Annotated in this window: 13 protein-coding genes; 4 read left to right on the top strand and 9 right to left on the bottom strand. The window is 60.5% G+C overall.

The features are described 5' to 3' along the window. Window positions 1-189: 189 nt before the first annotated feature. The 3 genes from ACX3YF_RS08840 to ACX3YF_RS08850 all read right to left on the bottom strand — a co-directional run bounded on the left by ACX3YF_RS08840 (window position 190) and on the right by ACX3YF_RS08850 (window position 3469). A complete protein-coding gene (locus ACX3YF_RS08840) occupies window positions 190-1392 on the bottom strand; it encodes an MFS transporter (RefSeq protein WP_458944157.1) in 1203 nt (400 codons plus the stop codon). A gap of 221 nt (window positions 1393-1613) precedes the next feature. Next, on the bottom strand, window positions 1614-2072 hold the full coding sequence (locus ACX3YF_RS08845) for an REP-associated tyrosine transposase (protein ID WP_458973645.1): 459 nt from the start codon (window positions 2070-2072) through the stop codon (window positions 1614-1616). 200 nt (window positions 2073-2272) lie between these two features. Further along, window positions 2273-3469 carry a class I SAM-dependent rRNA methyltransferase gene (locus tag ACX3YF_RS08850; protein WP_090326160.1) on the bottom strand — a complete coding sequence of 399 codons (1197 nt, stop codon included), beginning with the start codon at window positions 3467-3469 and terminating at the stop codon, window positions 2273-2275. Window positions 3470-3695: 226 nt separating this feature from the next. On the opposite strand from ACX3YF_RS08850, the gene ACX3YF_RS08855 reads away from it, so the two are divergent. Beyond that, window positions 3696-4511, top strand: coding sequence for an HDOD domain-containing protein (locus ACX3YF_RS08855; protein WP_189340380.1), 816 nt, complete (start codon window positions 3696-3698; stop codon window positions 4509-4511). 44 nt (window positions 4512-4555) lie between these two features. Next, a complete protein-coding gene (gene mutM / locus ACX3YF_RS08860; protein WP_047534590.1) occupies window positions 4556-5368 on the top strand; it encodes a bifunctional DNA-formamidopyrimidine glycosylase/DNA-(apurinic or apyrimidinic site) lyase in 813 nt (270 codons plus the stop codon). A gap of 85 nt (window positions 5369-5453) precedes the next feature. Here mutM and ACX3YF_RS08865 read toward each other — a convergent pair whose 3' ends face one another. From ACX3YF_RS08865 to ACX3YF_RS08885, 5 genes are all read right to left on the bottom strand, one after another. Then, window positions 5454-5705: a YfhL family 4Fe-4S dicluster ferredoxin gene (locus ACX3YF_RS08865; protein ID WP_003176712.1), complete on the bottom strand. Its 252-nt coding sequence runs from the start codon at window positions 5703-5705 to the stop codon at window positions 5454-5456. A 204-nt stretch (window positions 5706-5909) separates the two neighbouring features. After that, complete coding sequence (gene coaD / locus ACX3YF_RS08870) at window positions 5910-6389, bottom strand: pantetheine-phosphate adenylyltransferase (protein ID WP_007939322.1); 480 nt, start codon at window positions 6387-6389, stop codon at window positions 5910-5912. Between the two features lie 115 nt (window positions 6390-6504). Further along, complete coding sequence (locus tag ACX3YF_RS08875; protein WP_458973646.1) at window positions 6505-8100, bottom strand: GMC family oxidoreductase; 1596 nt, start codon at window positions 8098-8100, stop codon at window positions 6505-6507. Window positions 8101-8220: 120 nt separating this feature from the next. Further along, a complete protein-coding gene (locus tag ACX3YF_RS08880) occupies window positions 8221-8766 on the bottom strand; it encodes a twin-arginine translocation pathway signal protein (protein ID WP_458944160.1) in 546 nt (181 codons plus the stop codon). A 28-nt stretch (window positions 8767-8794) separates the two neighbouring features. Continuing rightward, window positions 8795-10225, bottom strand: a complete 1431-nt coding sequence (locus ACX3YF_RS08885) for a coniferyl aldehyde dehydrogenase (protein ID WP_448647583.1) — start codon at window positions 10223-10225, stop codon at window positions 8795-8797. A 146-nt stretch (window positions 10226-10371) separates the two neighbouring features. Here ACX3YF_RS08885 and ACX3YF_RS08890 point away from each other — a divergent pair, with 146 nt between their 5' ends. Together ACX3YF_RS08890 and ACX3YF_RS08895 are read left to right on the top strand one after the other, a co-directional pair. Continuing rightward, entirely contained in the window at window positions 10372-11040 is a 669-nt protein-coding gene (locus ACX3YF_RS08890; RefSeq protein WP_047534581.1) for a TetR/AcrR family transcriptional regulator, read from the top strand. A 50-nt stretch (window positions 11041-11090) separates the two neighbouring features. Next, window positions 11091-11945 (top strand): sulfurtransferase, encoded by an 855-nt coding sequence (locus ACX3YF_RS08895; RefSeq protein ID WP_198132631.1) that lies wholly within the window; start codon window positions 11091-11093, stop codon window positions 11943-11945. Window positions 11946-12005: 60 nt separating this feature from the next. Here the strand turns inward: ACX3YF_RS08895 and ACX3YF_RS08900 are convergent, their stop codons facing one another. Beyond that, window positions 12006-12836 carry an AraC family transcriptional regulator gene (locus tag ACX3YF_RS08900; RefSeq protein ID WP_448647582.1) on the bottom strand — a complete coding sequence of 277 codons (831 nt, stop codon included), beginning with the start codon at window positions 12834-12836 and terminating at the stop codon, window positions 12006-12008. Between the last annotated feature and the right edge of the window lie 3 nt (window positions 12837-12839).

Consider the following 12839-nt stretch of genomic DNA (forward strand, 5'->3'; position numbering starts at 1 on the left):
AAATGGCCGTGTGTCCGGAAGTTGCCGAAAACTTTGCGGGATCGCCGCGCGCTTCAGCTTGAGCTCATAAACCCGCCGGGGGATGACTGGCGATGAATGTCGCGATTCTACACGGCTGGCGTCAGGAGGGAATGCCGTGAAGCGTTGATCCGGTATATACGGAGCGTGCGGGATGACGACCGGCAGGTGTCATACACCGTCCAGCGCCCTTTGATTCTTGTGGTTGATCAGTGCATTCAGGCCAAGGCCTGCAAGACTCAATGTCAGAAAACCAATGGCCAGTGTCGTGGTCAGGTCCCCGGACACGAGATTGATCACCACGCTGGTGACGCCGCCGCCCATGAAGATCAGCACGGCACCGACCGAAGTCGAGGTTCCGGCGTATTGCGGGTGGATGCTCATCGCCTTGTTATTGACGACTGGCCTGGTGATGGTGGTCCCGATCGTGCAGATCAGCATGGATACCAGCACGGCTGCGGCAGACAGGCCGAAGTGGCGAATCAGCCACAGCATCAGCACACCCGAAACCGCGATCAGCCCCAGGCCAACAACGATCTGCGTATGCCCTCGCAGGCGATCTTGCAAGGCGTTGGCGACTGCGCCGCCGCTCACGTACGCAACGCCGTACAGCAATAGCGTCCAGGCGTATTCATAGGGTGAGAGGGCCAGGTGTTCCATGAAAATAGTGGGTGACGTCACGATGAACGAAAAATGGCAGGCGAAGGCCAGCGCCGAAATCAGCCAGTAAGCCATGAAGCGTGCATTCGAGCACACATGCCAGTAGGCACTGAAAAATCCCCCGCGCGATGCGGTGCGGATAGCTGGGGGCTCCTTGAGCAGCCAGCAGGCGCTTGACCCTGCTGAAACGGCCAGTGCGACAAACACATAAAAGCTGCCTTGCCAGCCAAGCTGCAATTGCAGCCAGGTCCCGAGCAACGGCGAAATCGAAATGAATACGCCACTGGCGGTCACCATCCAGATCCTCAGTCGCTGCCTTTCCTGGCCCGCGAACAAATCCTGCACCAGTGCCTGTGACAGCGAGAATGCCCCGCAGCCGATTGCCTGGACCACGCGAAAACCCAGGAACCAACGGTATTCACTGGAAACCGCGCATCCCGCCGCGCCAATGGCCGCGATGGCGATACCGCCCAACAACAGCTTCTTGCGGCCCCACATGTCCGATAGTGGGCCAACCAGCATCACGGAGAACGCCAGGCTGACGGCGAACAGACTGACAGACAGGGCCGCCTCGGAAGGCGAAATCCGGAAGGAGGCTGACAGGTCTGGAAAGGAGGGGAGAACCACGTCCAGCGGGAATACGCCCAGCAGGGTCATGGTCATCAGCAGCAGGACGATTAACGGCTTTTCGTTGGCGTCATTGGCGTGCGGCATTCATCAACGCGCTCGTTCCGTGAGGGGTGGACGAGAATTGATTTGATGAAGACGCAAGTCAATGCGGCAGGGCGTGGGCCCTTTCTGAATTTGTTGTAGGAGCGAGCCTGCTCCGGGCGGCGTTCCGACGATGGTGGTCAACGATAACGCGGGGAATCTGATACCCCGCGGTGTCATTGAGTTCATCGCGAGCAGGGCTCGCTCCTACAGTGAATTGTGCGTCAGAGCCAGATGGCGTCCCAGAGTGGATAGTTGCCGACACGGTCGACAAGCCCTGCGCGAAGCGGGTTGGCGATGATGTATCGAGCCATGGCTTTCAGATCTTCCTCACGACGCAGGGCTCGGTCGAAGTAGCCCTTTTGCCATACAGGAGCATATAGATCCCGTTTCTGATTGATGAGGCGTGTGCAGCGAGATTTGGTGGCTTGCACCAGCTTCGGCAAGTCACTGTTGTGCAGTTCAATCAACCAGTGGAAGTGATCCGGCATGATCACCCAGGCTATAGACGTGGCATGGCCGGCTTCCTGAGCCCTTCTGAATTCGTGCACCAACAATCGGCCCGTGCGCGAATCCTGGAAGAGAGGTTGTCGTTCATGGGTGACAGCGGTCAGGTGATAGAGGCGACAGGATTGTGAGTGTCGACCTGTGCGTAATCGATGGGCTTTTGGCGTGTTGGACATTCCGTTGTCCTCTTCAATGGTGGGAAGAGAAAACGGTAGGCGTGGGGCGGGAGGTTGTCGTATCGACAGTGGATCAGGATATGTCCTGCACCTGTAGGAGCGAGCCTGCTCGCGATGAACGTCAACGATAACGCGGTGTGTCTGGCTATCCGCGGTGTCTTTGCGTTTTTCGCGAGCAGGCTCGCTCCTACAGGGGGGTGTTAGCTGTTTGGCAGCAGGCGGCAGGTGATGCTCTTGATGTAACGGGTTTCGGCGATGGCCGGGTGTACCGGGTGATCCGGGCCCTGGCCGCCGCGCTCGAGCATCTGGATGTTGCGATCCAGGTGACGGGCGCTGGTCAGCAGGATGTTCTGCAGGTCATCTTCAGGTAAATGCATCGAGCACGAAGCGCTGACCAGGATGCCGTCCTTGGTAAGCAGGCGCATGGCTTGCTCGTTCAGGCGACGGTAGGCGCCTTCGCCGTTCTTCATGTCTTTCTTGCGTTTGATGAACGCCGGCGGGTCGGCCACGATCACGTCGAAACGTTCTTCGCTGGCTTTCAGCTCTTTCAGGGCTTCGAAGACGTCGCCTTCGATGCAGGTCATTTTCTCGGCGAAGCCGTTCAGCGCGGCGTTGCGCTCGACGCCGTCGAGGGCGAAGGCCGAGGCATCGACGCAGAACACTTCACTGGCGCCGAAGGCAGCAGCCTGAACGCCCCAGCCGCCGATGTAGCTGTAGAGGTCCAGTACGCGTTTGCCTTTGGCATAAGGCGCCAGGCGTGCGCGGTTCATGCGGTGGTCGTAGAACCAGCCGGTTTTCTGGCCCTGGATGACCGGCGCTTCGAATTTCACGCCGTTCTCTTCCAGTGCAACCCACTCCGGCACCAGGCCGAAGACGGTTTCGACATAGCGATTGAGGCCTTCGGCATCACGGGCAGCGGAGTCGTTCTTGAACAGAATGCCGCTTGGCTTGAGCACTTGGGTCAGGGCCGCGATCACGTCGTCTTTATGGGCTTCCATGGTCGCCGAGGCGATCTGCACGACCAGGATGTCGCCGAAACGATCGACCACCAGACCTGGCAGCAGGTCGGAGTCGCCGTAGACCAGGCGATAGAAAGGTTTGTCGAACAGGCGATCACGCAGCGACAGGGCGACGTTCAGGCGATGCACCAGCAGCGACTTGTCCAGCGGCAGCTTGATGTCGCGCGACAGCAGGCGGGCGCAGATCAGGTTGTTCGGGCTCATGGCCACGATACCCAGGGGCTTGCCACCTGCGGCTTCGAGGATCGCCTGATCGCCGGCCTTGAAACCGTGCAAAGGGGTCGCCGCTACATCGATTTCGTTGCTATAGACCCACAAATGACCGTTGCGCAGACGACGGTCGGCGTTGGCTTTGAGGCGCAGGCTAGGCAGGGACATGACGTCGCTCCAGAAAAAAGAGCGGGAGTATAGCGTGTTGAGACGTATGCAGGTTCAGCGGTAGACATGCGGCGAGGGCTGTCCGCTCGCGATAACGCCATGTCTGTCGATTTGTCATGTCGAATCCCGCTTTTAGACGCTAGAATCTGCGCCTGGCCCAGAGTGTGTACTTATGTCCCAAGAGCTGACTCCCGAACAGATCCAACAGTCCCTGCAAGGCATTAGCGTGCCCGCTCAACCGCAGATCATGGTGGATTTGCAGATGGAGCAGTACATGCCGGACCCGGATCTGGAGGTGATCGCGAAGCTGATTTCCCAGGACCCAGGTCTCTCGGGCTCCCTGTTGAAAATCGTCAACTCGCCTTATTACGGCCTGACGAACAAGATCGCCTCGATCCAGCGCGCGGTGAACCTGCTGGGCAGCCGTTCGATCATCAACCTGATCAACGCCCAGTCGATCAAGGGTGAGATGAACGATGAAACCATCGTCACCTTGAACCGTTTCTGGGATACGGCCCAGGACGTGGCGATGACTTGCCTGACCCTGGCCAAGCGCACCGGCACCCAGGCTGGCGATGAAGCCTATGCCCTGGGCTTGTTCCACGACTGTGGCGTACCGCTGATGCTCCAGCGTTTCCCCGACTACATGAGCGTTCTGGAACAGGCCTACGCCAATGCCGGCCCCGAGTGCCGGGTGGTGGATACCGAGAACAAAGCGTTCAACACCAATCACGCGGTGGTCGGTTACTACACGGCCAAGTCCTGGCGCCTGCCGGAACATGTGACGGCCGCGATTGCCAACCATCACAATGCCCTGGCGATCTTCAGCGATGAATCGTCGCGCAACAGCACGTTGAAAAACCTGTTGGCGATCCTGAAGATGGCGGAGCACATTTGTGCATCCTACCGCGTGCTGGGCAACCAGACCGAAGACCACGAATGGAACAGCATCGGGCATCTGGTGCTCGATTACGTCGGTCTGTCGGACTACGACTTCGAAACCCTCAAGCAGACCATTCGCGATCTCGGCACTCACCGCTGAGTGTCGGACCTTCTTCTTTTTCGAGCGCCCGATTCGAGAACACCATGCCTGAACTGCCAGAAGTCGAAACCACTCGTCGCGGCATTGCACCGCACCTGGAAGGCCAGCGTGTCAGTCGGGTAATCGTGCGCGATCGTCGGCTGCGCTGGCCAATTCCCGAAGACCTCGATGTGCGGTTGTCCGGGCAGCGTATCGTGCTGGTTGAACGGCGCGCCAAGTACCTGCTGATCAATGCCGAAGTCGGTACGTTGATCAGTCATCTGGGCATGTCGGGCAATCTGCGTCTGGTGGAGGTCGGCACGCCGGCGGCCAAGCATGAACACGTGGATATCGAGCTCGAATCGGGCCTGGCCCTGCGTTACACCGACCCGCGACGGTTTGGTGCGATGCTGTGGAGCCTCGACCCGCTCAACCACGAATTGTTGATTCGCCTCGGGCCAGAGCCACTGACCGACCTGTTCGATGGCGAGCGGTTGTTCCAGCAATCCCGCGGGCGTTCGATGGCGGTCAAGCCGTTCATCATGGATAACGCGGTGGTGGTGGGCGTCGGCAACATCTACGCGACCGAAGCGCTGTTCGCCGCCGGGATCGACCCCCGTCGCGAGGCCAAAAGCATTTCCCGGGCGCGGTATCTGAAGCTGGCGATCGAAATCAAACGCATCCTGGCCGCTGCCATCGAGCGCGGAGGCACCACGTTGCGGGACTTTATCGGTGGTGATGGTCAGCCGGGCTACTTCCAGCAGGAACTGTTCGTGTACGGCCGTGGCGCTGAACCGTGCAAAGTCTGTGGAACAGAGCTGCGGGAAGTGAAGCTCGGGCAGCGCGCCAGCGTCTTTTGCCCACGCTGTCAGCGCTGACACGCCTGCGGGCTCCCACAGGGTTTAAGCGATCCGTGTGGGAGCGGGCCTGCCCGCGACGGCGTTTGAACAGATATCGAAAGACTCAAGCCTTGCCGGTGATTTTCCGGTACTTCTCCATCAACTGCTCTTGAGTTTCCGGATGGGCTTCGTCCAGGGGAATGCAATCGACCGGGCAGACCTGCTGGCACTGAGGTTCATCGTAGTGGCCGACGCACTGGGTGCACAGGTTCGGGTCGATCACGTAGATCTCTTCGCCTTGGGAAATGGCGGCGTTCGGGCACTCAGGTTCGCAGACGTCGCAGTTGATGCAATCGTCGGTGATGATCAGGGACATGCTAACTCCAGCCAGGGCGGCAGGCCCGGGCGCAATAAATCAATGCGCGTAATTGTGCCGCATTGGCGCCTGCGTTGCACGCAGGTGCGACGTACTGCAGGAGCCAGCCTGCTGGCGATGAATCCGAGAACGCCGCGGGGTGTCAGGTTTCCCGCGTTCGTTGACGTCCATTGCGAGCAGGTTCGCTCTTGCAGTGTGCGGGGGTTATTTCTTGAAGCGCTCGGTCAGGGCGTCCGCCACCACAGGGTGCACGAACTTGGTGATATCGCCGCCAAGGGCTGCAATTTCACGGACCAGCGTCGAGGAAATGAACGAATAACGCTCGGACGGGGTGAGGAACAGACTCTCCACATCCGGAGCCAGCTGACGGTTCATGTTGGCCAGCTGGAATTCGTACTCGAAATCCGACACCGCGCGCAGGCCACGCAGGAACACGTTGGCATTCTGCTCTTTGGCAAAGTGCGCCAGCAGTGTCGAGAAGCCGACGACTTCAACGTTCGGCAGATGTTTGGTGACCTCGCGGGCCAGCTCCACGCGCTGTTCCAGAGGAAACAACGGGTTTTTCTTCGGGCTGGCGGCGACGGCAATGATCACGTGGTCGAACAGGCGCGAGGCGCGTTCGACCAGATCGCCATGGCCCTTGGTAATAGGGTCGAAGGTACCTGGGTACAACACTCGGTTCATCGCGTCGTCCTGGCGGGAGTGCGTTGGGGAGTCGGATGGTATCGCAGCCTAACCGGTCGGCCAAGTCGCCTGTTGGGTAAGGAAGCACTATAGACGATGGGAATATTCGTCGTTTTCATGAGTTTTTCAAACGTTCGGACAGGGAAGTCGCCAGTTGCGCGGTCAGCCCGTAGACCGACAACTGCGGGTTTGCGCCAATGCTGGTGGGGAATAGCGAGCCGTCGTGTATCGACAGATTGGCCAGTTGATGATGTCGACCGAGGCTGTCGGTCACAGCGGTTTTCGGGTCTTCGCCCATGGCACAACCGCCCATTACATGGGCGCTGCCCAGCCGGGTGCGGTACAGCTCCAGGCTCAAACCATCGATCAGCGTGCGCGCTTCGCCCAGGGTTTTCACATAACGGGCATCGGCGTGCATTGGCATCACCGCCTTGGCGCCACCGGCGAACTGAATCTCGGCCATGCTGTGGAACGCACGGCGCAAGCCTTCCCACACATAAGGCGTCATCTGGTAATCGAGCACCGGTGTGCCATCACCGCGCAACTCGACGGCACCGCCGGGGCTATCCGGGTGAAAACCGTCCCGCAGCAACGCGAGCATGGCGTGAGTGTGGGGAAGGTTGGCCATGTGCTGCGCGTTTTCCTGGCCAAAACCGCCGAGCAGCGTGGTTGCCAATGCGGGGTGCAGCGGCGGGACTTCCAGTTTGTAGGCCATCCTGCCAGTGGTGCCGTCCAGCCATTGGAAATGGTCGGAGTAAATCGACTGCGGTGCCCCGTAAAACGGATTGATCACCTCATCAAACAGCCCGGCGGACATGTTCACCACATGCAGGAAAGTCCGTTTGCCCAGCCGTTTGTGCGGATCAGGCGCGTCGGAACGCAGCAACAGCGCCGGGCTGTTGATTCCGCCGCCCGCCAGTACGTAATGCCGCGCCTTGACCGTGATGCGGCGCCCTGTGGGTTCGACACAGCGCTCGTCCATCGCCATGCATTGCAGGCCAGTGACCTTGTCGCCCGCCAGAATGAGCTTTTCAGCGCGGGCCAGGTACAGCAACTCGCCACCCTTTTCCAGCGTGGCCGGAATGGTCGTGACCATCATCGATTGCTTGGCGTTGGTCGGGCAGCCCATGCCGCAGTAGCCGAGGTTCCAGCAGCCGCGCACGTTGCGCGGGATCACATGCCAGCTGTAGCCGAGTTTCTCGCAGCCCTTGCGGATCACATCGTTGTTGGCATTGGGCGGAACCCTCCACGGGGCGACCCCCAGGCGCTGTTCCATTTTCTCGAACCACGGCGCCATTTCAGCCGGCGAGTGGCCCTTGACGTTGTGCTCCCTGGCCCAGTGTTCCAGGGTCGGCTCCGGGGTGCGGAAGCTGGAGGTCCAATTGATTAGCGTGGTCCCGCCCACCGCGCGGCCCTGGAGGATGGTGATCGCACCGTCCTTGCTCATGCGACCGATGCCTTCCTGATAGAGGCTGGCGTAGGCCTGGTCTTCAAGCAGCTTGAAGTCGCTGCTGGTCTTGAGCGGACCCTCCTCGATCAGCAGTACTTTGTAACCGGCTGCGCTGAGGATTTCGGCCGTGGTTCCACCGCCGGCGCCACTGCCAATGATCGCCACATCCGCTTCGAGGCTCAGGTCCTGGGTCAGTTGCGAGCCGTTGTAGGTTTTCCAGCCACGGGCCATGCCTTCGCGGAACGGATCGGGTACGGGCATCTTCGGGTTCTCTTGTTGTTATGGTTTGGATCAGCGGTGTTCATGAGGCCGTCTTCGCGAGCAAAGGGGTACGCGATCCTCTGTGGGAGCGAGCCTGCCCGCGATAGGGTCGACTCGATTTCAAACCGTTGGCGGTCCTGGATACCCGCAATGGGCCCAGGATTCCTTGCGGCCGTACCAGGCCATCATCACCAGTTGCAGTAACGAGCTGTGTCCCATGCGCAACAGGCCCAAGGCGCTGTTCTCCCAGCGATCGAGGAAATGCCGGATCTCAGCGCCGCTGGCGTTTTCCCAACTGCCCCAGATGCCGGTCAGTGGTCCGCGGGTCACGGCCATGCCCAGCACGTCGAACAGTTGCCGGGTCAGCTTGAGCATTTCCGGCGACAGGTGATCAAGGTTGTAATCCAGGCTTTTCAGGGTACCTTCGACGGCGTCGGACATACCTTCGACGACCACGGCACCCTCGAGCATGACCGGCACCAGTGCCCGCAGAAACAGCAGGTCGCCACTGCGCAAAGACGAAAATCCGCTGGCCGGGATGCTCGACGAGCACCCGCTCAGGCTGGCTCCCAATCCGGCCGTGGCAAGAAAGGCGCTGGCGCCGAGGCTGAACTTGAGCAGGCCGCGCCGTGACAGCGCGGGTGTATCGGACAGGCTTGGGTTCATTGTTGTTATTACCCGACGGTGACGATCGTTAGCGGATGAACAGCTTCTGGATCAGTTTCTGAATGGATTTTCCGTACGGCGGGTAGATCAGTTTCGCCGCGTTGAACCGCTGTTTGATCAGCACACCCTTGGCCTTGCTGAAGGTCAGGAAACCTTCGTGGCCGTGGTAGTGCCCCATGCCCGAGGCGCCAATGCCGCCGAAGGGCATGTCGTCCTGGGCAACGTGCAGCAGGGTGTCGTTCAGGCACACGCCGCCGGAATGGGTTTCATGAAGAACGCGGTGTTGCTCGCGTTTGTCATAGCCGAAGTAGTACAGCGCCAGTGGGCGAGGGCGCTGGTTGATGTAGGCAAACGCCTGATCCAGATCCTTGTACGGCACGATCGGCAGCAGCGGACCAAAGATTTCGTCCTGCATCACCGTCATGTCGTCGCTGACGTTGAGCAGCAAACTGTGGCCCATACGGCGTCCCTGGCCCTGTTCGAACAGCGGTACCAGCAGCGCGCCTTTGCTGGTGGCATCGCTGATATAGCCATTGAGTCGCGCCAGTTGGCGATCATTGATGATCGCGGTGTAGTCCGGGTTGTTGGCCAGGGTCGGAAAAAACCCGCGAACCGCCTGGCGATAGGCTTCGACGAAAGAACCGACGCGGTCTTCGGGCACCAGCACGTAGTCTGGCGCCACGCAGGTTTGCCCGGCGTTGAGGGTCTTGCCGAAAGCGATGCGTTCGGCGGCGTCCTTGAGGGGCACGTCGTGGGACACGATGGCGGGGGATTTGCCTCCCAATTCGAGGGTAACGGGCGTCAGGTTCTCCGCAGCGGCCCGCATCACGTGTTTACCGATGCTGGTGGCGCCGGTGAACAACAAATGATCGAAACGCAGTCGTGAAAACGCGACCCCGATATCGGCCTCGCCCAGTACCACGCAGACCAGGTCGTCGGGAAAGATTCGTCCCAGCAGGTCCTTGAGCAGCAAGCCGGTGGCAGGCGTGGACTCGCTGAGCTTGAGCATCACCCGATTGCCCGCCGCCAACGCGCCGACCAGAGGCCCGATGGCCAGGTACAACGGGTAGTTCCACGGCACGATCACCCCGACCACGCCCAGCGGCTGGTAAACCACTTTGGCCGAGGCAGGCTGGAAGGCCACGCCGACCGTGCGGCGCGACGCTCGCATCCAGCCTTTGAGGTGGCGGCTGGCGTAATGAATACCATGCAGGCTGGGCATCAATTCGGCGAGCAGGGTTTCATCGGGGCTGCGGTGGCTGAAGTCCTGGCTGATGGCATCAATCAGGGGTTCGCGTTCAGCGCTCAACAGGTCGCGCAATGCCTTGAGCCACTGCTGGCGCTGGGCCGCGGGTGGCATCGGGTTGGCGGCGTAGGCGGCGCGCTGCGCGTTGAAGAGGTTGTGGAGTTCTTCCAGAGGCTGCTGCTGGTCTTGCAGGTAGGAAATTCCAGCGGTCATGGTCGGCTCCGGATTTATTGTAATGAGGGTTGTTTTAGAGTCTATGCTCTAGAAAGTCAAATGGCATCCTGCCGCAGCTTTGTTTTATCCCTGTCCGGTTAGGTCGTAAGATGGTCGTCAACGCACTCTGAATTAAAGCTCAAGCCATGGCCCCAAGGATCAAAACCAGCGAGCGCATCGTGCAGAACAGCCTGGAGCTGTTCAATCAACAGGGCGAGCGCAGCATCAGCACCAATCACATCGCTGCTCACATGGAGATTTCTCCGGGCAACCTGTACTACCACTTCCCCAACAAGCAGGCGATCATCGCCGTGCTGTTCAGTGAGTACGAAAGCCTGGTGGACAGTTTCCTGCGCCCGCCCCAGGGCCGCGCCGCCACGGTGGAAGACAAGCGCTTCTACCTCAAGGAGCTGCTGTCGGCGATGTGGCGCTACCGGTTTTTGCATCGCGACCTCGAACACTTGCTCGACAGCGATGCAGACCTGGCCGGGCGCTATCGGCGCTTTTCCCAGCGCTGCCTGATCCAGGGCACGCACATCTACGAGGGCTTCGTCGAGGCAGGCATCCTGAAGATGGATCGGGTGCAGATCGAATCCCTGACCCTTAATGCCTGGATCATCCTCACGTCCTGGGTGCGCTTTCTGTGCACCACGCGGGAAAACTCCAGTCACCTGAGCGAGCAAGCGATCAAGCGCGGGGTCTATCAAGTGCTGGTGCTGGAGGCCGGCTTCGTCACGGATCAGGCGCGCGATGCGGTCAACGCCTTGTTCGAGGAGTTTTATGTGCCGTTGGCCCAGGCGCTGGAAGAGCTGTGAAGCGCAAAGTGCAGTAGGATCGTCATTCGACAACCTCACAGGAGCCCGTTATGCCCATTGCGCAACTGATCAGCCCGCAAGCGCTGGACCTGAAGAAGGACCAGCCGGGGTTGGTGATTCTGGATTGTCGTTTTGCCCTCGAAGACCCGGATTACGGTCAGCGCAGCTATGCCGAAGGACACATTGCCGGGTCGAGCTTCGCCGATCTCGAGCGCGATCTCAGCGGCAAAGTGGTCAAGGGTGTGACCGGGCGTCATCCATTGCCTGAGCCGGCCGCCCTGATCGAGCGTCTGCAAGCCTGGGGCATCAATGCCGACAGCGAAGTGGTTTTGTATGACGACGGTCCGGGTGCCTATGCGGCGCGGGCCTGGTGGCTGCTGGCGTGGCTGGGCAAGCGTGAGGGTGTGTTCATCCTCGATGGTGGGCTCAAAGCCTGGCACGCCGCAGGGTTGCCGTTGAGTCTGGATGCGCCGTCCGTCACTCGCGGCACCTTTGCCGGGAGCCCTGACGCCTCACTATTGCTCAGCGCTGAACAGCTGCACAAACGCCTGGGCCAACCCGCGCTGACCTTGCTCGATGCCCGCGCCTTGCCGCGCTTCAAGGGCGAAGTGGAGCCGATCGACCCGATTGCCGGGCACATCCCCGGCGCGCAGTGTGCGGCGTTCACCGACAACCTGGGCAGCGATGGGCGTTTCCTGCCGGCCGATCAGCTCAAGCAGCGTTTTGCGGCGAAGCTGCAAGACCGTTCGCCGACGGAGCTGGTGGCGTATTGCGGGTCCGGTGTGACGGCTTGCCACAACCTGTTTGCGCTGTGCCTGGCGGGTTATCCATTGGGCTCGTTGTATGCCGGGTCGTGGAGCGAGTGGATCAACGAGCCTGATCGCGGCGTCGCCAAAGGCGAATAGTCACCGCAAATCCTTGTGGGAGAGAGCTCGCTCCCACAGGGGCAGGGTGAATTTCAGATTTCAAGACAGGCGCGCACTGCGATACGCCCCTGGCCCCACCCCATACACCTGCTTGAATTGCCGACTCAGATGACTCTGGTCGGCAAACCCCAATTGCGTCGCGACTTCCAGCGGCAAACAACCGTCCTGCAACAGTGCCCGTGCCCGGGCGATGCGTTGTTGCATCAGCCATGTGTGCGGCGGCATGCCGGTGGCGCGGCGGAACACCCGGGCAAAGTGAAAGGGCGACAGGTTCACCGCCGCAGCCAGTTCTTCCAGCGAGGGCGGTGCCGCCAATTGCGTTTGCAGCAAGTCCTTGGCCAATGTCACCGCCCGGTGTTCCTTGCCCGGTTTTCCGGCATCCGGAACCGCTGCGTGACGCTGCAGCAATGAAAGCATCAGTTCACGCCAGGCGGTCTGTTGTTGCAGTGCGGTGGATGGGCTTTCCAGCAAGCGGTGCAATTGGCAGAAGCCATTCACCAGATCCGGATCGCGGTACAGCGTGGCGCCGAACGCCGGCAGGTGACGGGTGGGCAATTCGAGTTCGGCCAGCAGCGACAGGATCTGCTCGCTATCGGGATAAAACGCCCGGTACAGCCAGCCGTCCTCCGTACCCTTGTGGCCCGTGTGCAGTTCGTCCGGGTTGATCAATACCAGCGTACCGCTGCCTGCCAGATGTTCGGTGCCGCGATACCGGTAGCGCTGGGCGCCCGCCATGATCATGCCGATCACGTAGCCGTCGTGCACATGAGGGGCGAAACGGTGTTCGATGTATCGCGCAGACAACAACTCGACCCCAGCCAGTGGCGCGGTCTGCCAGAAGTGGATGGATTCGCCCTGAGGGTTATTCACGGT

Source organism: Pseudomonas fluorescens group sp. PF-69 (assembly GCF_054481235.1).

What these genes read in the sequence shown, in the direction of transcription:
- ACX3YF_RS08840 (WP_458944157.1), bottom strand. Translation starts at nt 1,392, where the DNA reads ATGCCGCACGCCAATGACGCCAACGAAAAGCCGTTAATCGTCCTGCTG.
- ACX3YF_RS08845 (WP_458973645.1), bottom strand. Translation starts at nt 2,072, where the DNA reads ATGTCCAACACGCCAAAAGCCCATCGATTACGCACAGGTCGACACTCA.
- ACX3YF_RS08850 (WP_090326160.1), bottom strand. Translation starts at nt 3,469, where the DNA reads ATGTCCCTGCCTAGCCTGCGCCTCAAAGCCAACGCCGACCGTCGTCTG.
- mutM (WP_047534590.1), top strand. Translation starts at nt 4,556, where the DNA reads ATGCCTGAACTGCCAGAAGTCGAAACCACTCGTCGCGGCATTGCACCG.
- ACX3YF_RS08865 (WP_003176712.1), bottom strand. Translation starts at nt 5,705, where the DNA reads ATGTCCCTGATCATCACCGACGATTGCATCAACTGCGACGTCTGCGAA.
- coaD (WP_007939322.1), bottom strand. Translation starts at nt 6,389, where the DNA reads ATGAACCGAGTGTTGTACCCAGGTACCTTCGACCCTATTACCAAGGGC.
- ACX3YF_RS08875 (WP_458973646.1), bottom strand. Translation starts at nt 8,100, where the DNA reads ATGCCCGTACCCGATCCGTTCCGCGAAGGCATGGCCCGTGGCTGGAAA.
- ACX3YF_RS08880 (WP_458944160.1), bottom strand. Translation starts at nt 8,766, where the DNA reads ATGAACCCAAGCCTGTCCGATACACCCGCGCTGTCACGGCGCGGCCTG.
- ACX3YF_RS08885 (WP_448647583.1), bottom strand. Translation starts at nt 10,225, where the DNA reads ATGACCGCTGGAATTTCCTACCTGCAAGACCAGCAGCAGCCTCTGGAA.
- ACX3YF_RS08890 (WP_047534581.1), top strand. Translation starts at nt 10,372, where the DNA reads ATGGCCCCAAGGATCAAAACCAGCGAGCGCATCGTGCAGAACAGCCTG.
- ACX3YF_RS08895 (WP_198132631.1), top strand. Translation starts at nt 11,091, where the DNA reads ATGCCCATTGCGCAACTGATCAGCCCGCAAGCGCTGGACCTGAAGAAG.